Genomic DNA, 23,973 nt, shown 5'->3' on the forward strand with positions numbered 1-23,973 from the left:
CGGAAATCAACCACACGTTTTGGTGATGAACCAGATAAAGGCATATCGTATTACTTTAACAACAAAAATAGCATGCCAGAAAATACTTCTAGCATGCTATTTTGTAACAACCTATTATCTTGCTAATTGTCCAAATACTTTATGGAAAGCATCAACTGTTTTTGAGATATGCTCCTCCGTATGTGCAGTAGAAATAAATAAACCTTCAAATTGAGATGGCGGTAAGAAAATACCTTCTTCTGCCATTAGACGGAAATATTCAGCAAACAATTGCAAATCCGACGTTTTTGCTGAATCAAAATCAATAACATCTTCGTTCGTAAAGAAGAAACCTATCATTGAACCAGCACGATTTACAGTATGCGGAATATTGTATTTCGTTGCTGCTTCACGGAAACCAGCCTCTAATTGATCTCCTAGCTTTTTGAAGTATTCATAAGAGCTATTATCTAGGCGAGTTAATGTTTCATAGCCAGCTGTCATCGCTAATGGATTCCCTGACAATGTCCCTGCTTGATAGATTGGACCAGCTGGTGCCACCTGCTCCATAATTTCCTTTTTCCCTGCAAATGCCCCAACAGGAAGTCCACCACCAATAACTTTACCTAATGTTGTCATATCCGGCGTTACATCAAAATAACCTTGTGCACAGCCATAATCAACACGGAAGCCTGTCATAACTTCATCAAAAATTAACAATGTTCCATGTTCCTTTGTTAATTCGCGTAAGCCTTGAAGGAAGCCTGGTTGTGGAGGAACAACGCCCATATTTCCTGCAACTGGCTCAACAATTACTGCCGCAAGCTCTGAACCAAACTTTTCGAAAATTAGTTTCGCCCCTTCTAAGTCATTGTACGCTACTGTTAATGTATTACGTGCAATATCCGCTGGGACACCAGGGCTGTCAGGTAAGCCTAATGTAGCTACCCCAGAGCCCGCCTTAATTAACAAGGAATCTCCATGACCGTGATATGAGCCCTCAAATTTTAAAATTTTATCGCGACCTGTAACACCACGAGCTACGCGTAAAGCAGACATCGTAGCCTCTGTCCCAGAAGAAACAAAGCGAATCATTTCCATACCAGGTAGTCGATCTAACACTAATTTAGCTAATCGATTTTCCGTGTAGCTTGGTGCTCCAAACGAAGAGCCTTTCGCTGCTGTTTCTGCAATTGCTTGTACAACTTCTGGATGAGTATGACCTAAAATAAGAGGTCCCCATGATAATACATAATCAATATATTCATTGCCATCAATGTCTTTAATAATAGCACCGTGACCAGATTCCATGAAGATTGGATCCATATTTACGGATTTGAATGCACGTACTGGGCTACTAACACCACCTGGCATTAAGTTAATTGCTTCAGCATATGCTTGTTTTGATTTTTCGTAAGAACGTGTCATTTATTTCTCCTCCAACCAACGTGCAACATCTTTTGCATGATACGTAATGATTAAATCTGAGCCTGCACGTTTCATGCTAAGTAACGTTTCAAGCACTACATTTTTCTCTTCAATCCAGCCATTAATAGCCGCTGCTTTAATCATTGCATATTCACCAGAAACGTTGTATGCAACAATCGGTAATGTATAGTTATTTTTCACATCACGAATAATGTCTAAATAACTTAGAGCTGGCTTAACGATTAAGAAATCAGCACCTTCTTCAATATCTGATTCCGCTTCACGGAATGCCTCCATACGATTCGATGGATCCATTTGATATGATTTACGATCACCAAATTGAGGTGCACCATCAGCTGCATCTCGGAATGGACCGTAATAGCTAGATGCATATTTTACGGCATATGACATAATCGGAACATTTTCAAAGCCAGCTTCATCTAGACCCGCACGAATGGCTGCCACAAATCCATCCATCATATTAGATGGAGCGATGATATCCGCGCCTGCTTTTGCTTGTGATACTGCAGTACGTGCTAAAACATCTAATGAAGGATCGTTTAAAATTTGATCGCCTTCAATTAAGCCACAATGACCATGATCTGTAAATTCACATAAGCATGTATCTGCAATGATTAAAAGCTCTGGGTGACGAGCTTTAATAAGTCGTGTTGCTTCTTGTACAATACCATGATCATGGAATGCACCAGTTCCAACTGCATCTTTTTCTGCAGGTAAGCCAAATAAAATAACCGCAGGAATTCCTAAAGCAACAACTTCATCAATCTCAGCCTCAAGTTTATCTAGCGAAAATTGATAAACTCCTGGCATAGAAGGTACTTCATTTTTAATATTTTCGCCTTCCATAACGAAAATTGGATAAATTAAGTCTTCTTTGTGTAAGTATGTTTCTTTTACCATTGATCGTATAGCAGCATTTGCACGCAAACGACGATGTCTTTGAAATTGTAATTTTGTCATTTTCTTTCTCCTACTTTCGTTATTTCCTCGATGACTGCTTGCATTGTATATACGCTCGGCATAACATCTACAAAAGCACCGTGATTTAAAATAGCTGCTTCTGTAATATGACCGATTACTGCTACATGTACTGCCCCCCAACCAATTACCGAAGCTATATCCTTTGCGTAGACATCAACAGCAGAAGGACTAGCAAAAATTACTGTGACATCGCTATTCGTACGGATACATTCAATCATTAATTGTTTTTGATCATGTCGCTCAATCGTTTCATAAACTGTCCATTCCTTCAATGTAAAGGGCAGACCATCCTTTAATGTCTTTTTCGCTTTTTCCCCACGAATAAATAGACACGTAGGATTGCTCCCTGCTACATTAGGAAATTCTTGAACAAATACATCTGCACTAAATATAGAAGGCATAAAGCTCACATGGAATCCTAGATTTTCTAAGGCTATAGTAGTTTTAGTACCGATAGAAGCAATTTTCCCTTGAAAATAAGCTGCACTTACATGAAAGCGTTGCATCTTGTTGGCAAAAGCTTCTACCGCATTTTGACTCGTAAAAATGAGCCATTCAAATTGACGTGCAAACTCTAAATGCACATCATCGTTTTTATCGATCAGCTCGCAAGTTTCAATCAATGGGGCAATTACTGCATGGCCACCTAAAGCTGTAATGTCATCTATTATCGTTGTCGTCTTAGATGTACCTGTCAAAATAATAGTTTTACCTTGTAAAGGTAAATTATTTTGCATCTTGCTCTGCCTTTACTCGTTGAATTAAGTCAAAAGCACCTTGTTTCGTTAAAATCTCAGCAAGCTCTTTCCCAACTGCTTCCGCATCAGTGCCCACAACCGTTTCTTTATAAACAACTGAAGCATCTGGTGCAGCAACAAGGCCAGTTAATGTAATTTCTTCCCCGTTAGACTTTGCGTATCCTGCGATAGGTACTTGACAGCCGCCATCCATAGCCGCTAGAAAAGCACGTTCTGCATGCGCTTCTCGCCATGTAATGCTATCTGTTAACTTGCCTAATTGCGTTAATAGTTCTGTATCGTCTCCACGGCATTCAATACCTAGAGAGCCCTGTGCTACTGCTGGTAGACAATCCTCAACAGGTAAAAACTCAGTAACTACATCATCACTCCAGCCAAGGCGTTTTAGTCCAGCTGCTGCTAAAATAATAGCATCGTATTCTTCAGTTTCAAGTTTAGCTAAGCGCGTATCTACATTTCCACGAATCCATTTAATTTCTATATCTGGGCGGACTGTTAAAAGTTGAGCACTGCGACGAAGAGAACTTGTCCCAACAACAGCTCCTGCTGGAAGATCGGCAAATTTCACATGTCCTTTTGAAATAAAAGCATCACGTGCATCTTCACGGGGTGGAATACAGCCAATGACTAATCCTTCAGGCAATACTGCAGGCATATCCTTCATAGAATGGACAGCAAAGTCAATTTCTTTGTCGTAAAGTGCTTGTTCAATTTCTTTTACGAAAAGCCCTTTACCACCTACTTTAGATAGTTGCACGTCTAAAATTTGGTCACCTTTCGTGACAATTTCTTTCACTTCAAATTCAAATGGTACACCAGCTGCTTTTAACTCATTGATAAACCAATTTGTTTGTGTTAAAGCTAGCTTACTTCTCCTAGAACCTACAATAATTTTTCTCAACAGTCTCCAACCTCTCTTCTAATACCATAAATGGAATCGTGATAAACTGCTTCCTAAAAAGAAGTTAACAACAACTAATAGGTAAGCGTATATATGTACCCACGCATAAGTTGTCCCAGTCAGCTTACCTTTACGATTCACATACAATATAAAGCAATACAAAATTAAAATAATAAAGGACCCAATGATCTTCGCATCAAAAATCGAAAGACTCTCTAGCGTTAGTAGTGCCCATTCAAACCCTAAAACTAAACTTATAAATAGCACTGGAATAGCAATAAAAAACGAGACATTCATCCAGTTGCTCGTTTGCTGTAGTGAAGGTAACCTTGTCCATAAATGTGACCATTTTTTCTTTTTAAGCAAACGATATAATACTAAATACAATATCGCAAAAACAAATGTTACGGAAAACACTGCGTACGATACTATTGCAAATGATATATGAATAAAAAGCAATTCCGAAATTAAAGTATCACTAACTACTCCTGTTGACCGTTTGGGCATAAAAGTAAAGATACTGGCAAATAAAAATCCTAGTATATTAATAATAAATACCGGCAGATCAACTCGTGCAATACAATGCAAAATAATAGATAGTGTCACGAGCAGCCAGGAATAAAAGAGAATCCCTTCTGACAAGGATAAAATCGGAAAACGCTTCGTTTCCACAAAAGTTAATAATATAATGGCACTTTGAATTATCCATACGAATGAAACAAGCCAAAAAGCAATTCGCCTTGCTCGTATTTGCTTATAAAAGTAATCAGTAAAGTAAAATACTAGACTGATCGCATACAAGACGATCATTACTTCATAGAGCCTTGTCATTGTCAAATCAGCCAATAGACATCCCTTCTTTATTTTGAAAGTGCTAAAGTAGTGTACTTTAGCCTAGAAAAAAAACGTTTTCGTATCCTTAGTTTACCATACAGATACGAAAACGCCTCAATTATTATCAGTAGAAAATCTCGTTCGCGGGATAAAGCTCGAAGGACAACTTTTCTAAAGTTGCACCGCGAACACATAGACATCTATCAATTATGCCTTGGCATAATTGCGTCCGGAATCGGCTTTGTGCTTGCACAAAGAACTCCTTTCCGATTCTGTGACATCCGCCGGAGGCTTTAACTTCTTTCAGCGGAGTTTGGACACCCGCTGAAAAGTAACTTTAACCTGCATTCATCTCACCATCTATAGAGGTGGGAGACTTCTGCTGAAAGAAGTTAGAAAGAATACTTTGGTTCAGTGGAAGATTGTGACGACTGTAAACGTTCTTTGCGTTCAAGCTCTTGTTCTGTCATCGCAGTAACTTCAGCTTCCACAGCATCCTCAATACCGAAAATCTGTTGGAATAAACGTAACTGTTCATTTGCTTTTGGTGAATTTGCCATTTCCTTAGCTTGTAAAATTGGTTCTTTTAACAATTGATTAATAATAGACTTTGTATGCTTACTTAAAATTTTACGTTCTCGATCCGTTAAATCCGGCATTTTATTCTCGATACTAATCATTGTCTCTTCTTGAATATGGTTCGCTTTTTTACGTAAAGCCGAGATGACAGGGACAACGCCAAGAGTCGCAACCCAATCTTTAAATTGCACAACCTCTGTGCCAATCATTAAAGAAATATCGGCCGCAGCACGTTCACGTTCTGCTAGGTTTGCTTCGACGATGCCTTGTAAATCATCTATATCATATAAGAAAACATTTGGTAAATCTCCAACACGTGGATCAATATCACGCGGAACTGCAATATCTACCATAAATAACGGTTTACCTTTACGTAAACGTTCAACAAATTGCATCAATTCATAGTCAATAACATAATCTGTTGCACCTGTAGACGTAATTAAAATATCCGCTTCCAGTAACGAACATTGTAGTTCCTTCATGGATTTTGCTTCACCGTCAAATTTAGCTGCTAAACTTGCTGCTTTTTCGAACGTACGGTTAATAACAGTTACTTTTCCTACACCGCTACCGTAAAGGTTCTCAATAGCAAGTTCCCCCATTTTCCCTGCACCTAAAATTGCTACATGTTTACGTTGTAAAGATCCGAATATTTTCTTTGCTAGTTCAACTGCTGCATAAGAGACAGATACCGCGTTCTCACCGATAGCCGTTTCATTATGTGCACGCTTCGCAAATGTCACTGCCTGTTTAAATAGCTGATTGTATACCGTTCCAGTAGTTCCAATCTCTTGTCCACTTAAGAAGCTTTTTCTTACTTGTCCTAAAATTTGAGTTTCTCCAAGCACCATCGAATCAATTCCAGCTGTTACTTTGAATAAATGCTCGATAGCTTGATCTTCCTCACGAATTGTTAAATAAGAAGAAAATGTCTCCACAGGCAGGTCGAACCATTTTGCTAAAAATTGCTTCACAAAATGACGTCCAGTATGCAATTGATCAACTACTGCATAAATTTCTGTGCGGTTACATGTCGAAACAATAACATTTTCTAATATACTTTTTTGTTGTTGTAGCGCTTCCATTGCCTGTGGTAGTTCATTCTCTATGAATGATAACTTTTCACGAATTTCAACAGGCGCTGTTTTATAATTCAAGCCTACTACGATGGTATGCATGAATAACACCTCTCACGTTCTAATTGACAAATCTCATTATAGCACAGTTCGACAAGAGTTCATCAATAATTTGTGAACATGTCATGAAGAACTGAAATTCGTCATCTACATTAGAATTATTATAAACTAAGTGTAACAAAATATACGTTTTGTTTCAAATTTAATGTTTGTCCAGAACTTATCTTTTAATGGCTCATTACCAAAACGTGTGGTTGATTTCCGTTCCGGCTGGGCGCTTTCCTGGGGGCGTCCGATGAGCCGCTTCACCCGCGCTGCTCGCTCCAGGGTCTCGGGCCAACACGATGTTGGTCACGAAGGCGTTATCACAGGATGTGATGGTTTTAGCCTTCGTTCCTCTATTGCTGATCCCCAAGGAGTCGCTCGGTCACCACTCCAATCAACTTATTCACATGATATACGTTTTATTAAAAGTCCTCCTAACTTTCGATGATGAACAAGTAAAGGTAATTGATATTGAAGATTCCTAAAGGCAATTTCCTAATTTTAGCTAAAAATAATTTAGTACGTACATACTATTATCTTTACGTTCGATAAGGATAATTAATTATTAGTTTATTTAGGGCAAATATGTCTTCCGAAATAAACAATAGAGGTAAACCAAATCTGGACAACTCTATTGTTCTTTTAATTATTATTGAGGTATAAAATATAGCCTTTGTCGAATTTCAATTTTTAACAAGGCTAACTTTACTATTTCAACAAACGTTCCCGTAAGTTGCACATCAAAATTTTCAGTTTCATTTAATAATCAATAGAATTGGCTATGTCTACTAAAGTTTCAGGCGTAACTTTATTTAAAACTCGTTTATCAATACTTAGCATATACTGAAAATTGTCTCTCTCGAAAACAAGCACATTAAAACCTGAGATGGTCATATATGTGGCCACAATCCCATTTTTTAATTCATAAGTTTTTACTACATATTTCTCTCTTAGAGGCAATTTATACTTACGTGGGCGAATATCAATTTTATAGTGATTTTCGGATAATTTGTCATTGATAAATGTCACTTCAAGTGCGTCATTACCTTCATACTTTGAATCGGTAAATCGTCCAAAATGATGCGTAAAGCTTATAGGGGGCACTCTAAGTGGTAGCTTTAATTTTTGGTTAAAGTGTTGTTCAAAATCATTTACTGCTTCTTCTACCGATTTATATCCTATTTCAGGATATATTTCTTCATAAGGGCTGGGTTTATCATTTGCTGTTGCTTGTAATGTTATTAAAAAAAACGTACAAAATGAAACTAAGAAAAGATAAGCAGTTCTGTTCATTTGTCTTCACCTCAAAGTACCTTTAGGTGTAATATTGCCAAATTTAATAAATTTATTAAATTATACAGTTCGATTCTGAAAGTTAGGATAAAAATTTGTTAAAAAATATAATTGAGGATAAGTTGATTGGAGTGGAGGTTGGGCGACTCCTCGGGGATCAGCGTCACAGATGAGACCCTGCAGCGAAGCGAAGCGGCTCATCGGACGCCCCCAGGAAAGCGCCCAGCCGGAACGGAAATCAACCACACGTTATGGTAAATGCTATAAAAATTAATATCTACAATCTAAAAAGCTGAACTAATTGTTAGAATTAGTTCAGCTTAAAATGACTTTTATCTATTAATTTGTGATTGTCACAGTTTTAGTAGCTATAATTTTACCGTCTTTATCATAAGCTACAAATTCAATCTCATTATTAACTTTGAAGTCCTGCATTGTTTGCACTGTTTTTGTTAGCATGTAGACATTATCACTACGCTTATTCAATTCAAATTGCACATCTCCACTTAAAGAAGGGAATCGTACATTAACCTTTGCAACATTTGAACAATTACCATCAATCCTTGCATTCATTGTAATATTGCCTTTGCGTAGGGTTACTGTCGCTTCTTCAAATAAATCTTCTGGATTCACACAACTTGAAGGTGAAGTTTTACATAAAATTGAATCAATAATTTTTTGGAAAACTTGATGTAATTGTAAGTTATCGATTGCGTGGTAATAAATACCACCAGTTTCAGCAGCCAATTGCGTTAAAATTGCATCATTGACTTGTGATTTTTTACCCATACTTACAGTGTAAACCTTAACCCCTTTATTTTTCGCATCGTTCAACACTTTTGTCATCTTAGATTTACTTGTTTTACCATCTGATACGACAATGATAGATTTCGACGTTTTTGAGTCATTTGAGAATTTAGACAGTGCGAGTTCAATACCTGCAAAAATATCTGTGGCACCTTTCTCTTTCGATGCTTTATACAGATCTTTTTTCAACACATTATCTGTAGTGCCCTCTCCAAGAACAGTAGCTTTTGTATTTGTTTCAATTACAATATTATTTTTTGCCTTAATTTGATTGATAACTTCCATCATTTTCTTGCCACGGTAATTTGATTGATCCGAAGCTTTCATCGAAGCAGAGTAATCAACTACATAAGCGACTTCTGTTGCTAAAGAACAAGAATTTTTACTAAAGTAAGGATTTGTAAAAATTTCTTTTGTAAATGTTTTATCTTTTAGATCCTTCAATATTGTTGCATAACGAGGATCTATTTTATTTACTAATGTTGCTTCAGCTTTTGATTTCCCATAAATAACGGAGTCAAAGTACGCAACGGCCGTCCCTGGGCTTCCTGTATTATTCAAGTAATCCGAAGTATTCGTAACAAATGAAGCTGTTTTCTCAACACCATCAAATTTAATTTTTACTGTTCCTTGATAGTCAGTAATAATTTCTCCACCTGGTCTCACTAATGTAACCATTACTTTTGTATAACGATCTTTACCAGATGGTCTCGATGCCGCTTCTGCACTTTCCTTTAATGCTTCCACTCGTTTTTTATAGGCTTCTACTTGACCTAGTAATTTACCACCTTGGTATTTTAATAATACTGTTCGATCGTAGTTACTCAAGCCTGTGAAAATAGCATAAATTTTCATGACACTATCATAATGCTCGAGCGTCAGTTTTTTTTCATCTGGCAAATAACCCATAAGTTGAATAATAGCACCAACTGGGTTAATGTTCTCAACCTGCGAGGCAATCGCATCATCAATTCCTTGAATACGATAAATTGGACGCCCATCATCTGAAATCATATACATAATTTCAATCGTATCATTAACCGAATCCTTCAAGCGTTTTTCAATAATTTCTTCGAACAGCCAAACTGAGATATTATAGTTTTCAAACTGTAAAATGGCATTTTCATAGCCTAATGCAGGGTATTTTTTATCACTGCCACCATATTGTAAGTATTTATTTTCAACATTTCCTAGAGCATTTGTTACATTCGTTTGCTGCCCAATACTAAATAGCTTTTCTTCTCTCTCAATCCAATGGACGTTCACAATATTTTCTGTAAAGAACTCTGGTAATTTTTCATACGGTACATATGGAGGTGTTACATTTCCATTTTCATCATCCGTATTTGTAGGATCATACACTTGATAATCAATGCGCATTTCCGGCTGAGGTGAGTAACGGACATGTGCATTCAGTTTTTCACCAACAAGACATTTCATACCAGGATCTGTGTTGTTAATAAGCTCAAATGAAATTGTATCACGGACAGATTTTGTTAATCTTGGTGCTATAACAATTGCAGAGACAGTAGAACCATCTGATTGTACATTTCGAACAGCTTCACCAGATGTGTCAACGATTTTTGCACCATATGATGAAGTTACACGGAATGTATACGATTTATCATCAGGTATTGGATCACCATTACAAGCTTTTAAAGATACAGTAATGAGCGTTGAGTCTTGGTCATTTGCGATTAAATCTGGTTTTTCAACATCAATACTTTGTAGCGCATTATTAACATACTCTGGTCCAGTAAAATCGTTGTTATTATCCTTTGGCTCTTCAAATTCTGTGTTGCTTGAGCCCATGAAGCCCGGAGGTAATGTAATTTTTTCGTTATCACGGCCTGCTGCCGTACGTTTTAATCCTAGTACAGCAAAGTTGCCGTTTTGTACACTGCGGTATAATAATTCAGCACTATCTCCACGAGTTAGTTTTGTAGAAGGTTGGAAATCAGCAAATGTCTTTTTACCAGTGCCTCCTGTTGAAATATCATTCGTGTATAAATACTGAACCGCCTGAGGCTCATCTAAATCTAAACCTCTAAAGGCAGCATATATACGTGCAAATTGTCCACGTGTAATAGCTTTTGAACGATTGGCTGTTGTATAGGTACCATTAAACGGTAAATAAAAATCACTATAGAAGTTATAAGCTACACTGTCGTCATATGTTAATGCATAGTTTCGATCAAGCTTTGCAAACATGACAACAAGCTCTCGCTCAGTTAACTGTTCATTAGGTAAAAAGTTATTAGCGCTATTTAATGAGAGTAAGTCATTATCGACTGCCCATGAAATAGCTTTGTATTTACTATTATTAGTTGGTACATCCTTAATTGTCGTAGCTGCCTGAGTCACAGCTGGAGTTGCTGTCATCAGGACTAGTACGATACATAGCAGGGATAGAAATGCTTTTTTAGCATACGTCATTTATTGTTCAGTCCTTTCTTTAATTAAAGAACAATATGTCATCTCGATAGTTTTGTTTTAAGTCACCTTCTAAATAATTCAAAAAACGTTCTAACACTACTGATGCTTCTGCACGCGTTAATGGTTGATTTGGATTAAATCGACCTGCAGGGTCACCCGTCATTAAACCTAACTCATTTACAATGTAAATACCGTCTCTTGCGTAAGTTGGAATTTGCGCATCATCCTTAAACTTTGTTATATAGCCCGGATCTGGCGCCTTGTTCTCAAGCCCTAAGGCACGCACATAAATCGTAGCGGCTTGTGCTCGTGTAATTGGATTATCAGGCTTGAAATACTCTGGTGAGACACCTTTAATAATTCCTTTTTGAACCGCAGACTCAATATAGGCATAATCTTTTACTGTACGCTTGATATCTTTAAAAATACTTGTAGTAGTTTTTGATTTTTTCGTTTTAGGTTCTGCCATAACACGTAAGTCAACTGCCTTACCAATCGATGTTGAAAAGTCAATACGCTTCATAGGGGTATTTGGTGAGTAGAAATTACTTGCCTCAGAGTAAATACCTAAAGAGTATAATTTTTCAATAGCTTGTTTCGCATAATGATTTGATAAATCACGGAACTTAGGAATGATTAAACGTTCAATTGTCGGCATGTATTCTGTATCTAAGTCAAGAGTACCTTTTTGTCCAGAGGCTAAATCATACGTATATTCAGAAATAACATCCTTTTCACTTACTACCGCATATCCACCATCAAAGCTCCCTAAAGTTCCTAGGTTTTCTTCATAGTTTAGTACACGTGATTTACTTGTAGATAAACGATTTTTCACATGGCTTGTCTTACCATCGCTATAATTATAAACAGCTTCTGTAATTTGCGTTTCTGTCGCTCCCCAAAAATTTTCATAGCCAGCATGACGACTATCAGTATCAATAGCCACGGTATTTTGGACTGCATTTTTTCCAGTCCCGGATTGATAAGAATACGTTTTTCTCGAAATCACATTTCCTGAGAAATAATCAGAGGCTACACGATTGTCCGTTACAGTCCCTTGTGAAAATTGGTAATCAACCAATGTATAGGTTGTTTTCCCAGCAACAATTTTCTCTGTATACTTTTTCACAACACCATTCGATGTTTTTTGACCAATCGTAGCATAATCTACAACATCTGATTCATAGGCAATATTTCGTGTCAATGTAGCACCGTTACTTGCTGTTAGCTTCATACTATATGTTTCAGTTAATTTTCCTTTAGATTCTTTTTGTGTAATTTTAATGTCTCTACTTGTGCCTTTAAATATAATAGGTGTTCCTGTAATGAAAACAGCTTCCTCGTATGTATATTCATTTTTTACAGCACCCGTTGTTTCTGATGAAGAAGCTGATGCATTTTCTGGGATAGTAGCTCCAATAATACATACAGCAAGAACCACTAACATTATTTTAAATAAATGTTTTCGCATTCTTTTTCTGTTCCTCTCTTTCATTCCATGCATATCCGCATCTGGAGCTATCAATTATTTCTTTAAGGTTACAAAATAAGCAGGTGTGTTGATGTAAGCAAAGTGATAGGAACCCTCGTAACAAATAATGCTAATTTTTCCTAATTAACCGATCATCACCAAAACGTGTGTTGATTTCCGTTCCGGCTGGACGCTTTCCTAGGGGCGTCCAACCTCCACTCCAATCAACTTATTTACATAGTAGACGTTTAACAAAAGTCATCCACAACTTTTGGTGATGAACCTAATCAACACACCTAAAAATTTCAAGGTTAACACCCAATCGCCTTCTACCCATATAGGGACAAAGTTTTTCATCATAAGCAAGCGCTAAAGATTCACTTAAGCTGAATACCTTCATCGTAAATATACTCGCAGAAGACTCTCATTTTATTAATCAACTAATATTAAATGAGCTTTGACAAAACGATCGGATAATACTACTAAACGATCAGAAGGTTGTAAATCAGATGCTTGAATAACTTTACCAGCTTTAATAATTGTTGCTTGGTCAATATTCATATCAATCATTTCACCAGCTTCATACCAACGACCATTTTGCCATTGACTAACACTCTTCACATTGATTACAGCTGGGTATTTCGATTTAACTGACTGTAATTTACCTGTTAACATTAATGGTGCAACAGGCTTCGCTTTATGAAGAATATGAAGGGCCTGTACATGTCCATCCTTCACATAGAAGTATCCATATTGACCTTCATATAAATGAAGTTCAACATCAGGAATGACACTGTATGTTTTGTTACCATCATCTACTATTGCTTTCGTTGAATTACTAACAGATAGTACAGTACGCTCAGTTTTCTTAAAGACATTTGACTCAATCTTCATCGCATCATCAATTTCGATTAAATAGCCATCTGCTTGTGATAAACGTCCATAATATAACTCATGACCTGCTAAGTTTGGTGACATAAAACTATCACTTGTTATTTGCACAACTTGGGCATAAAGATCACGTGCAGCACCGTCCGAAATAACAAAAGCTGTACCGTAAGCTAATAGGCCAGTAGGTTCGATTAAACGACCATTTCGAATTAAAATCGTTCCATCGTGGAAGTATATTGTCCCTGCAGATTTAAGTTTTAATAATTGATATTTAGTATCCACAGAAAGCATAGGCTCATAGTAAGTTCGCTCGTTGTTTTTCAATACAACAATCTTTTCAATCACTTCTTTGCCAAACTGTTTAACTGTTGCATAATAGGCTTCACTGCCAATGTAATTTTTCAACTGATCTTTATTAATTTTTGTGTTTCCAACATATACTGGAACCTTCGATGAAAAATTCATCGTTGATAAAGCCTTTGTTGTATCAGAACCAAATTGCCAATTGATAAAAGCATGTTGGTTTTTTACAGTTAATTTATTTGCATTGGCATTAACCGTTTGTATCTCACCTTTATATAGGTTTTCAACTAAAGTACCTGTGTCACTAATTTCGATTTTCGTGACAATAGATGTGTTTTGATTTTTAAGGCTAAGCTTAACACGATCCCCTACATATAGTGCGCTAATATCGACTGCAGAGGAGTTTTTTTGGTAGCTTGTATCTTTATTTATATAGTAGGTTGTTTCTTTTCCAAAATCCGACTTCATCATAATGAATAGTCCATTTGGATCGATACTAGTCACTACACCGGCAAGTGTTTTAGTATTTTGGGCAACCGTTGGAGATTCTGTTTCTTTTATAGAATTAGAAGTACCTCGAAGCTCAACAACACTTCGAAGGGAAATGTCCGCTTCTACTTTCATCCCCATCTTAAAGCCTTCGATTGTAGTCTCTGTATTATTAATATACAGGCGGGCATTATTATTTATATTGTATGTAATTTGACGTCCGCTATCATTTTCCAAAGTAATTTTACTAAGCTTTTTTTCTATTACTCCATTAGAATTTGCATATTCTGAATATGTTACATCCACAAAAGTTCCAGTCACCATTTGGGCAGCATGTGCCGTTTGATTTGATGAAAACCCGAGAACCGCTAGTAACAAAATCATTAGTATGTATGGAATCTTCTTCAACAAATCCCACCTCCTAGAAAAATTTTATTAATATATAGTATATCGTACTATTGGTAGTTTTTCCTATTCAAAAAGATACATTTTAGTGCTTTTAATTCCTTTTAAAATCTACCACTAGACACAAAGGTAGAGGTAGCTTCCGATTTCAAGCTACCTTCCTTCATCAAACTTGAACGTCAATTGTATGTCCAGCTGTTGGATGTGGAGCATCTAACATGTCAACTAATTGTTCTGTATTTTGCTGTTGCATCTCCATTGCCTGTTTCGTTACAGCTAGAGATACATTTTGCATTAAAGTTGCTTGATTCATTGCAATAGATAAAGCTGCGATATCCATTTAGTCCACCTCCTATTTAATTTATCGGTCAGTTGTTTCATTCATCAAGCAATTCCATCCATTTTAATAAAAAAAACATCTACTGTCCTAAGTATTAGACGCAATAGATGTTTTCTTATTACATTTTATTTTCGATAGTACGCCAAGCTTCTTCAAAGCCAATTCCTTTTTCTGAAGAAAAGACAATCAGAGGATCATTTTTTTCCATATCTAGCGTTTCTTTCACGACTTTTTTATGCTTATCCCATTTACCTTTTGGGATTTTATCTGCCTTTGTTGCAATGACAATACAAGGAATATTGTAATGCTTTAAAAAATCATACATCATGCGATCATCCGCTGTAGGAGGATGACGTAAATCAACAATTTGTACGACTGCCTTTAATTCATTGCGCCCTGTGATGTAACGCTCAATCATTTTCCCCCATGCTTCACGCTCAGTTTTTGAAACCTTTGCATAACCATAACCCGGAACATCTACAAAGAACAATTGCTCTTCAATTTTGTAAAAATTAAGCGTTTGTGTTTTTCCGGGCTTAGAAGATATACGTGCTAAAGCTTTACGACCGATCATTCGGTTAATAAATGAGGATTTCCCCACATTTGAACGACCGGCTAGTGCAAATTCTGGCAGTCCATCTTCTGGATATTGGTCTGGTCTTACAGCACTTATGACCATTTCGACGTTATGGACTTTCATTTTCTTAAATACCTCCGTCCAGTGCAATGGCTAATACTTCATCAGCCGATGACACTAGTTTAAATGTTAGTTGTTCGCGTACACTTTCAGGAATATCCTCAATATCACGCTCATTATCTTTCGGACAAATAATTGTCGTTAAGCCTGCTCGATGCGCACTGAGTGTTTTTTCCTTTAAGCCCCCAATTGGCAGTACACGTCCACGTAAAGTAATTTCACCCGTCATGCCGACCTCACGGCGTATTGGACGGTGTAAAATTGCGGAAACAATTGCGGTTGCCATTGTAATACCTGCGGAAGGTCCATCTTTCGGCACTGCTCCTTCAGGAACGTGAATATGAATATCATGTGTTTCAAAGTATTCTGCATCCACTTTTAGCTCTTCCATTTTTGAGCGGACATACGATAAGGCGGTTTGGGCAGATTCCTTCATGACATCTCCTAACTTCCCAGTTAGCTGCAATTTTCCTTTACCAGGTGTTAATGATACCTCAATTTGTAATGTATCACCACCCACAGTTGTATAAGCAAGCCCAGTAGCTACACCGATTTGATTTTCCTCTTCGGCTTGTCCATATCGGAAACGATGTTTACCGAGTAATTCCTCTAATGATTTCGAGCTTACTGTTACCCGTTTTTTCTCACCAGAAACAATAATCTTAGCGATTTTACGACACAGGGTTGCGATTTGACGCTCTAGTCCGCGAACACCTGCTTCACGAGTATAATAACGGATGATATCCATTACTGCTTCGTCTTTAATAATAACTTGTGTTTTTTTCAAGCCATGCTCTTTTAACTGTTTTGGTATTAAATGATTTTTCGTAATTTGCTCTTTTTCAATTTCTGTATAGCCAGCAATTGAAATTACTTCCATACGATCTAGTAACGGTCCCGGAATTGTACTTAAATCATTGGCAGTTGCTATAAATAATACATTTGATAAATCATAAGGTTCTTCGATGTAATGATCACTAAATGTATTATTTTGAGCCGGATCTAAAACTTCAAGCATCGCTGCTGCCGGATCTCCCCTAAAGTCATTAGACATTTTATCAATTTCATCTAGAAGGAACACAGGATTAATTGTCCCTGCCTTTTTCATCCCTTGAATAATACGCCCTGGCATTGCCCCAACATACGTACGACGATGACCACGAATTTCTGATTCATCACGTACCCCACCTAATGAAATACGGATAAATTTGCGATCCAAGCTTTCTGCAATAGATCGTGCTAATGAAGTTTTACCTACACCTGGAGGTCCGGCCAAACATAATATGGGTCCACGTAATGATTCTTTCAATTGACGTACAGCTAAATATTCTAATATACGTTCTTTCACTTTTTCTAATCCGTCATGATCACGATTTAAAATATCCTCTGCATGTGCGATATTCATGCGATCTTCAGTGGCATTTGTCCATGGTAGTGCTACAATCCAATCAATATAGTTTCGGATTACGCCACTCTCTGCACTAGCTGATGGTAGCTTCTCATAGCGATCCAACTCTTTAAGCACTACTTCTTTCGTGGATTCAGGCATTCCTGTTTCGTCAATACGTTTACGTAATTCAGCGACTTCGCCAGTTTTCCCCTCACGGTCCCCTAGCTCAGTTTGAATAGCTTTCATTTGTTCACGTAAATAATATTCTTTTTGAGTACGCTCCATGGATTGCTTAACTTTTGTATTAATTTTCTTCTCAAGATCAAGTACTTCTTGTTCGTCATGTAAACGAATAATTAAATGGTCTAAACGCTTTTTTACACTGAGCATTTCCAATACTTCTTGTTTATCTGCAATCTTGAATGGCAAGTGTGAAGCAATAATGTCCGCTAAACGACTTGGCTCTTCAATGTCTGCCACAGTACTGATGGTTTCAGATGTAATCTTATTGGAGGCTTTCGCGTATCTTTCAAAATGCGTTAACAACGTACGCATTAAAGCCTGTGTTTCAATATCCTTATCGATTGTTTCCTCCTTAACATCGATGTCAACAACCGTATATTTTTCTAAAGCCTGATAGTTAGACCATGTTGCACGCTCTACACCTTCTACTAAAACACGCAGTGTTCCATTTGGTAATTTAAGCATCTGTTTGACATATGCCATCGTACCAACTGCATAGAGATCTTGCTCATCAGGCTGTTCATCATGCATTTCTTTTTGTGTTACTAATAATATTAGTTGGTCCTCTAACATCGCTTGTTCTAGCGCCGCTACAGAACGATTTCTACCCACATCAATATGTAACACCATCGACGGGTATACTAAAAGTCCACGTAAAGGCAATAATGGTACATTTGTTGTTTTTTGTATTGTCACCATGCGGGTATTCACCTCCGTCAAAATTTTCTTATTCACTCCCACGCTACTAGTATGTGTCTAAAAAGCTGATTCACACTAGTTAATCAATTGAGCCAAAAATTTCATCTAATTACAGTTGGCTTTATGTATGAATGAATAAAAAGCTGACTGTCGAATGTGCGAATATTGCACAATCGAAGTCAGCTAAATTACTCTTTATCTCATAACAATAGACAGACACGTCTGTTCGTTATGCTGAAGTTTTTGTGTCGCTACCTTCATCGAGTTCAGTGCCATCTTCAAGAAGCAATTTCGGTTTTTCTTTATCCGTAATTGTTTTTGCCGTAATGATACATTTTTTCACGTCTTCACGTGAAGGTAGTTCGTACATTACATCAAGCATCGTTGACTCAATAATTGAACGAAGACCACGTGCACCTGTTTTCCGCTCAATTGCTTCTTTTGCAATTTCAGAAAGGGCACCTTCATCAAACTCAAGCTCAACACCATCTAATTCAAGCATTTTTTGATATTGCTTAGCTAGTGCATTTTTTGGCTCTGTTAAAATTTGTACAAGCGCAGCCTCGTTTAATTGCTCTAGGCTTGCAAGTACTGGTAATCGACCGATGAATTCTGGAATTAAACCAAATTTCAATAAATCCTCAGGAATCAGCTTTGCCATAATTGAGCCTTCATCCATATCTATTTTGTTAGGATCTGAACCGAAACCAATTACTTTTTCACCCTGACGACGTTTAATAATGGATTCTATTCCATCAAACGCTCCACCCACAATAAATAAGATGTTTGTAGTATCGATTTGTAAGAACTCTTGGTGAGGATGCTTACGACCACCCTGTGGTGGGACACTCGCAACTGTGCCTTCTAAAATTTTAAGAAGTGCTTGTTGTACACCTTCGCCAGATACATCACGTGTAATGGATGGATTCTCAGATTTGCGTGCAACTTTATCGATTTCATCAATATAGATGATCCCTTTTTCAGCACGCTCAATATCGTAATCTGCTGATTGAATTAATTTTAATAAGATATTCTCAACGTCCTCACCAACATAGCCAGCTTCAGTTAGTGAAGTAGCATCCGCAATAGCAAAAGGAACGTTTAATATACGTGCCAATGTTTGGGCCAATAAAGTTTTACCGCTACCAGTTGGGCCGATTAACACAATGTTCGATTTCGCTAATTCTACATCATCAATCTTACTATTTGTATTAATGCGTTTGTAGTGATTGTAAACCGCAACTGCTAAAGCTTTTTTAGCACGATCTTGTCCTATTACATATTCATCTAAAATCGTTAAGATTTCTTTCGGTTTCGGAATATCTTGGAATTCAATTTCTTCTTCAACGCCCAGTTCCTCTACAACGATTTCTGAACAAAGTTCGATACATTCATCACAAATATAAACACCAGGACCCGCAACTAGTTTACGTACCTGTTCTTGTGGTTTCCCACAGAATGAGCATTTTAAATTGCCTTTTTCATCATTAAATTTGAACAATATGTTTCACCCCTATTCAAGCAACAATCTTACAAGATTATTGAATCATTATCAAATAAATTGTCTGCATCCATTTACACCACGGCGTTTATAGTTCAAGATTTTTGACATTCATTGTACAAAAAACATGAATATTTGCCACAAAGCTTCCATTTCATTAACTCAATAAATTCCAACTCATCACCATAGCGTGTGGTTGATTTCCATTTCGACTTATATAAATGGCATACGTTTTAACAAATGTTACCCACAACTTTTGGGATGAGCCGGAATCCCGCTAATCATACCTTTTATTACCACACTGTGTAACTGACTGATTCTTCAGAAAGCTCCAGCGACTAGAGACCTTAAGTTTAGTCAAGCTCCCTGACCTTTATCAGCTGGTAATGACTCGTGACCTTACTTTTTATACTCGGTAGTACAAGTTAAAGTTACAGATTCTTTTTAAAATCTATTACATTCGCCAGAGGCTTAACTTCATTCAGTAGAGGATGTATTTCGTTGTTCCTCATTTGGAAGAATTGAGACATCAATCAATTAAGCCTTATCTCTGCTGAATAAAGTCAAATTTTAGCATCGTGTGAAAAGTCAAACAATACTATGTATTAGAGAAATGTAAAGGCTTTGCCTATCCACTCTTCAAAAAAGCAATTCCTTTTGGAGGATACTTTTGCGGTGAAAGTAGTCGTATTATTAATAATATAATTAACTAAACCTAACGAGGAATCCAGCTACACCTAAACACAAAATATGTGATAAAACAAGGCACGGTTTTATGCCGTACCTTGTTTTCATTTTTCTATCCAGTTACAAAAAAATCTTATTCAGTAATTTTAGCGTTTTCTACTAAAAATTCAACTGTTTTTTGAATTTTAATGTCGTTTTCAAGAACTGCTGTGCCACCTAAAGCACCTGTAATTTGCTCTTTTGTCATGTTAAATTGAGCAGCCATTTTTTCTAATTCAGCTTCGATATCAGCTTCAGTTGCTTCAACTTTTTCAGCTTCAGCAATTGCTTCAAGTGTTAAAGATACACGTACACGGCTTTCTGCTTCTTCTTTCATTTGTCCACGTAAATCTTCTTCTGATTGACCTGAGAATTGATAGTAAAGGTCTAAGTTCATTCCTTGCGTTTGTAAACGTTGACCAAATTCTTGTAACATACGATCAGTTTCAGAGTTAATCATACCAGCAGGTACTTCAAAATCAGCACTTTCAGCTGCTTTTTCAACTAATTCGTCACGAAGTGCTGCATTTGATTCAGCTTGTTTTTGTTCAGCAGTTTGCTCTTTGATTTTAGCGCGTAAAGCTTCAACACCCTCAACTTCTGGGTCTAATTCTTTAGCGAATTCATCATTTAATTCTGGAAGAACTTTTGTTTTAACTTCTTTTACAGTTACTTTGAAAGTAGCTTCTTTACCAGCTAATTCAGCTGCATGGTATTCTTCTGGGAAAGTAACAACTACGTCTTTAGATTCACCAGTTTTAATACCTACAAGTTGCTCTTCAAAGCCAGGGATGAATGAACCTGAACCGATTTCTAGTGGGTAGTCTTCACCTTTGCCACCTTCAAACGCTTCTTCACCTACGAAACCTTCAAAGTCGATAACAGCTGTATCGCCTTCTACGATTGCTTCGTCTTCTTTAATTTCAAGCTCTGCTTTACGAGCTAATTGCTCTTGAATTTGTGTTTCTACTTCTTCATCAGTAACTTCTACTGGAAGCTTCGTAACTTCTAAACCTTTGTACTCACCAAGTTTTGGCTCTGGTTTCACTGTTACTTGAGCAGTAAATGTGAAATCTTTACCATGTGTGAAGTTTTCTGTACCAGAAATTTCTGGGTAATCTACTGGCATAATACCAGCTTCATCGATAGCTTTCGAATAAGACTCAGGAACGATGATTTCTAATGCATCTTGGTATAAAGATTCGATACCAAAGCGTTGTTCAAACATATTACGAGGCATTTTTCCTTTACGGAAACCTGGTACGTTAATTTGTTTTACAACTTTTTTGAACGCTTGGTCCATTGCTGCGTCTACTTCTGCAGCAGGTACTTCTATTGTAAGAGTACCGATATTACCTTCTTGTTTTTCCCATTTTGCTGACATGTATAAATACCTCCAAATAAATGATCAAGTTTATTGTTAGACAATTCATTCGTAACTACGATTTTGACAACCATTTTAGTATAACATAGATGCGTATAGTTTCAACTTATTTCATACTTCATGTAGTTCCGTCAATTTTTCTAACATTTGTAAAAAGTCAATGATTTCATAGTTCATTTCCTGTACTTTTCCGAGCATAGATTGTACAAAGTCAATATAACTATAGGCAATATCATCGGCTTCATATGGGTGCCACTCAAACGGATACGTCACAATGGCATGCTTCGCCATTAAATATTGTACCATTTCCAACGTCGATGGGTCTTGCTCTAATTTATTTTCGATTATTTTTTTTACTTCTTTATACTGAGGCAACTGATTTGGTAAGACTAAATTGATAGGGTTAATAATTTTTGTTCCATTAAATTTTGAGACAGTAATCTCAATTGACACTTCTTGTTCCACTAATAGGATTAATGCTAAGCTCTGAACAAACGGATGGATTGTTGGACATTCAATAATAGCTTTCAACGCTGTCTTTAGTTGCCTTACATTCGTCTCCATTAAGCGATGCAGTCGAATAGATTGTTCGTTTGCCGTTAAGGCACTAAATTGCGAAAGTTCATATTCTTGCTCTTCTAACAATCGTTTTGCATCCTCTTTTATTTGGAGATTCCTTGCTACCTCTTGATTCAAGCTTCTTAAGCGTTCAAATTTCTCAAGCTGATCTTCCGGAAGTACATTTTCTTCAATTAATGTCGAAATTAACGACTCTACTTGATGGTATTCTTTTAACTGCATACATACAGTAACATACAGTTCCATCACTTCCACATACAATGTCGTACCCATAGCAAACAATTGCTCACAAACATTTTTTACTTTATCGTATGCTTTTAATTCATATAAAGCATACGCATAGGTACTTAATGCCATTTCGTCTCCATCTTCATATAAAAATGCTTTTTCAAAACTGGCCACTGCCTCTTCATATTGATAATTTTCCGCATACATATGTCCTTCACGTATTAATGTCTGAACAGCACCAGGAAAAACAACAATATTGTCATGTTTTATAACATGTCGTTTTCGCTTTGTCATTTTTCTCACCTCTTTACGACTATTTTACTTATTAGTTCCTATATAATCATCATCATATCATGGCGTTGATTTCCGTATTTAACCGAGGGCTTTACCAAGAGTTCCGATGAGCAACTAGGGATTATCACGAGTTATCACAGAACTTTGTGCATTTCTCTACTACTTCTCACTAGGGTCTCATCTGTAACGCTTCGCTCATTTACTCCAATCATCCTCATTAGATGGTATACGTTTTAACAGATATCATTTTCAACTTTCAACGATGACAATATATTTTTACTACCTTATTTAAAAAAACCATCGCTATAGTATTTCATATTTTGTAATAAATTGTATTATAATTAATAATATCTTTCATTTATTACGGTTTACAGGCATTCATGTAACGACTAACTTACTCGCATGCAGGCCTCTGATCTCGGACGCAATTATGCCGTTGCATAATTGCTAAAAAAGTTCTTCACAAGGAGTGGAACACATGCAATTAATGAATACAGTTATTGAATTTGGTAGTAGCATCTCTCCTATGTTTGAGGCACTATCAATTAAAGTAGTTTCATTTTCTACAGCAGACAATCCTCATCAGAAGGATTACCCGATTGAATTTGAAATACTCACACGGACAAAGATTGATTTATACACACAAGAAGCAATTACAAATATTATAAGTATCCAAGGTTACATTCCTGGCTCCATTTCAATCGGACACCAACATGAGTCACTTTTTATTATTCCCCAAAGTGTACAAATAGAATGCAACTATAAACTTCTAAGTATCGACAAAAAAGATATGCAACGAATCTTACAGCACGCCCAACCGAATCTTTATTATAGTGAATGGCTAATCGAAGCCATTAACAATGCAAATATTCTTGTAGAATTAAAAACCAATCAAAATACCTTTACCGAATGGCCGCTCGGTATAAAATCAGCTGTTATAGTGTAACTAGGATGAGACATACTTAAATAGGTATGTCTTTTATGATGTCATTAAAGATTCTTTGGCAAAACGAGGGGTTGATTTCCGTTCCGACTGAGCTCTTTCCTGGGGGCGTCCGATGAGCCGCTTCACTCGCGATGCTCGCTCCAGGGTCTCATCTGTGACGCTAATCCCCAAGGAGTCGCTCAGTCTCCA

At 36.9% G+C, this 23,973-nt stretch carries 17 protein-coding genes; 1 reads left to right on the top strand and 16 read right to left on the bottom strand.

The window, feature by feature from the left end; all coding sequences use genetic code 11:
• Nucleotides 1-114 precede the first annotated feature (114 nt).
• The 16 genes from hemL to ACQKN2_RS07400 all read right to left on the bottom strand — a co-directional run bounded on the left by hemL (nt 115) and on the right by ACQKN2_RS07400 (nt 22,838).
• Nucleotides 115-1,407 carry a glutamate-1-semialdehyde 2,1-aminomutase gene (gene hemL / locus ACQKN2_RS07325; RefSeq protein WP_427414381.1) on the bottom strand — a complete coding sequence of 431 codons (1,293 nt, stop codon included), beginning with the start codon at nt 1,405-1,407 and terminating at the stop codon, nt 115-117.
• Entirely contained in the window at nt 1,408-2,388 is a 981-nt protein-coding gene (gene hemB / locus ACQKN2_RS07330; protein WP_427414382.1) for a porphobilinogen synthase, read from the bottom strand.
• Entirely contained in the window at nt 2,385-3,146 is a 762-nt protein-coding gene (locus ACQKN2_RS07335; RefSeq protein WP_427414383.1) for a uroporphyrinogen-III synthase, read from the bottom strand. The genes hemB and ACQKN2_RS07335 overlap by 4 nt, the downstream gene beginning before the upstream one ends.
• Nucleotides 3,136-4,068 (bottom strand): hydroxymethylbilane synthase, encoded by a 933-nt coding sequence (gene hemC, locus ACQKN2_RS07340; RefSeq protein ID WP_427414384.1) that lies wholly within the window; start codon nt 4,066-4,068, stop codon nt 3,136-3,138. The genes ACQKN2_RS07335 and hemC overlap by 11 nt, the downstream gene beginning before the upstream one ends.
• Nucleotides 4,069-4,086: 18 nt before the next feature.
• Entirely contained in the window at nt 4,087-4,914 is an 828-nt protein-coding gene (gene ccsA, locus ACQKN2_RS07345; RefSeq protein WP_427414385.1) for a cytochrome c biogenesis protein CcsA, read from the bottom strand.
• Nucleotides 4,915-5,294: 380 nt separating this feature from the next.
• Nucleotides 5,295-6,659: a glutamyl-tRNA reductase gene (gene hemA / locus ACQKN2_RS07350; RefSeq protein WP_427414386.1), complete on the bottom strand. Its 1,365-nt coding sequence runs from the start codon at nt 6,657-6,659 to the stop codon at nt 5,295-5,297.
• A 762-nt stretch (nt 6,660-7,421) separates the two neighbouring features.
• Nucleotides 7,422-7,955, bottom strand: a complete 534-nt coding sequence (locus ACQKN2_RS07355; RefSeq protein WP_427414387.1) for a hypothetical protein — start codon at nt 7,953-7,955, stop codon at nt 7,422-7,424.
• Between the two features lie 339 nt (nt 7,956-8,294).
• On the bottom strand, nt 8,295-11,198 hold the full coding sequence (locus ACQKN2_RS07360) for a VWA domain-containing protein (RefSeq protein WP_427414388.1): 2,904 nt from the start codon (nt 11,196-11,198) through the stop codon (nt 8,295-8,297).
• Between the two features lie 19 nt (nt 11,199-11,217).
• Complete coding sequence (locus ACQKN2_RS07365; protein ID WP_427414389.1) at nt 11,218-12,669, bottom strand: S-layer homology domain-containing protein; 1,452 nt, start codon at nt 12,667-12,669, stop codon at nt 11,218-11,220.
• A 432-nt stretch (nt 12,670-13,101) separates the two neighbouring features.
• Nucleotides 13,102-14,760 carry a hypothetical protein gene (locus ACQKN2_RS07370; RefSeq protein WP_427414390.1) on the bottom strand — a complete coding sequence of 553 codons (1,659 nt, stop codon included), beginning with the start codon at nt 14,758-14,760 and terminating at the stop codon, nt 13,102-13,104.
• 163 nt (nt 14,761-14,923) lie between these two features.
• Nucleotides 14,924-15,097, bottom strand: coding sequence for a YjfB family protein (locus ACQKN2_RS07375; RefSeq protein ID WP_323647639.1), 174 nt, complete (start codon nt 15,095-15,097; stop codon nt 14,924-14,926).
• Nucleotides 15,098-15,215: 118 nt separating this feature from the next.
• Complete coding sequence (gene yihA, locus ACQKN2_RS07380; protein ID WP_249072773.1) at nt 15,216-15,797, bottom strand: ribosome biogenesis GTP-binding protein YihA/YsxC; 582 nt, start codon at nt 15,795-15,797, stop codon at nt 15,216-15,218.
• Nucleotides 15,798-15,801: 4 nt separating this feature from the next.
• The gene (gene lon, locus ACQKN2_RS07385; protein ID WP_427414391.1) at nt 15,802-18,126 is read right to left on the bottom strand and encodes an endopeptidase La; all 2,325 of its coding nucleotides are present in this window, start codon (nt 18,124-18,126) and stop codon (nt 15,802-15,804) included.
• A gap of 229 nt (nt 18,127-18,355) precedes the next feature.
• Nucleotides 18,356-19,627 (bottom strand): ATP-dependent protease ATP-binding subunit ClpX, encoded by a 1,272-nt coding sequence (gene clpX, locus ACQKN2_RS07390; protein WP_323647644.1) that lies wholly within the window; start codon nt 19,625-19,627, stop codon nt 18,356-18,358.
• Between the two features lie 820 nt (nt 19,628-20,447).
• Complete coding sequence (gene tig, locus ACQKN2_RS07395) at nt 20,448-21,737, bottom strand: trigger factor (RefSeq protein ID WP_427414392.1); 1,290 nt, start codon at nt 21,735-21,737, stop codon at nt 20,448-20,450.
• Between the two features lie 111 nt (nt 21,738-21,848).
• The gene (locus ACQKN2_RS07400; protein WP_427414393.1) at nt 21,849-22,838 is read right to left on the bottom strand and encodes a hypothetical protein; all 990 of its coding nucleotides are present in this window, start codon (nt 22,836-22,838) and stop codon (nt 21,849-21,851) included.
• Between the two features lie 478 nt (nt 22,839-23,316).
• Between ACQKN2_RS07400 and ACQKN2_RS07405 the strand changes: the two genes are divergently transcribed.
• Entirely contained in the window at nt 23,317-23,784 is a 468-nt protein-coding gene (locus ACQKN2_RS07405) for a hypothetical protein (RefSeq protein WP_427414394.1), read from the top strand.
• The last annotated feature ends 189 nt before the right edge of the window (nt 23,785-23,973 follow it).

The sequence above is a fragment of the Lysinibacillus sp. NPDC093688 genome, from assembly GCF_050280145.1.
GTDB lineage: Bacteria > Bacillota > Bacilli > Bacillales_A > Planococcaceae > Lysinibacillus > Lysinibacillus xylanilyticus_B.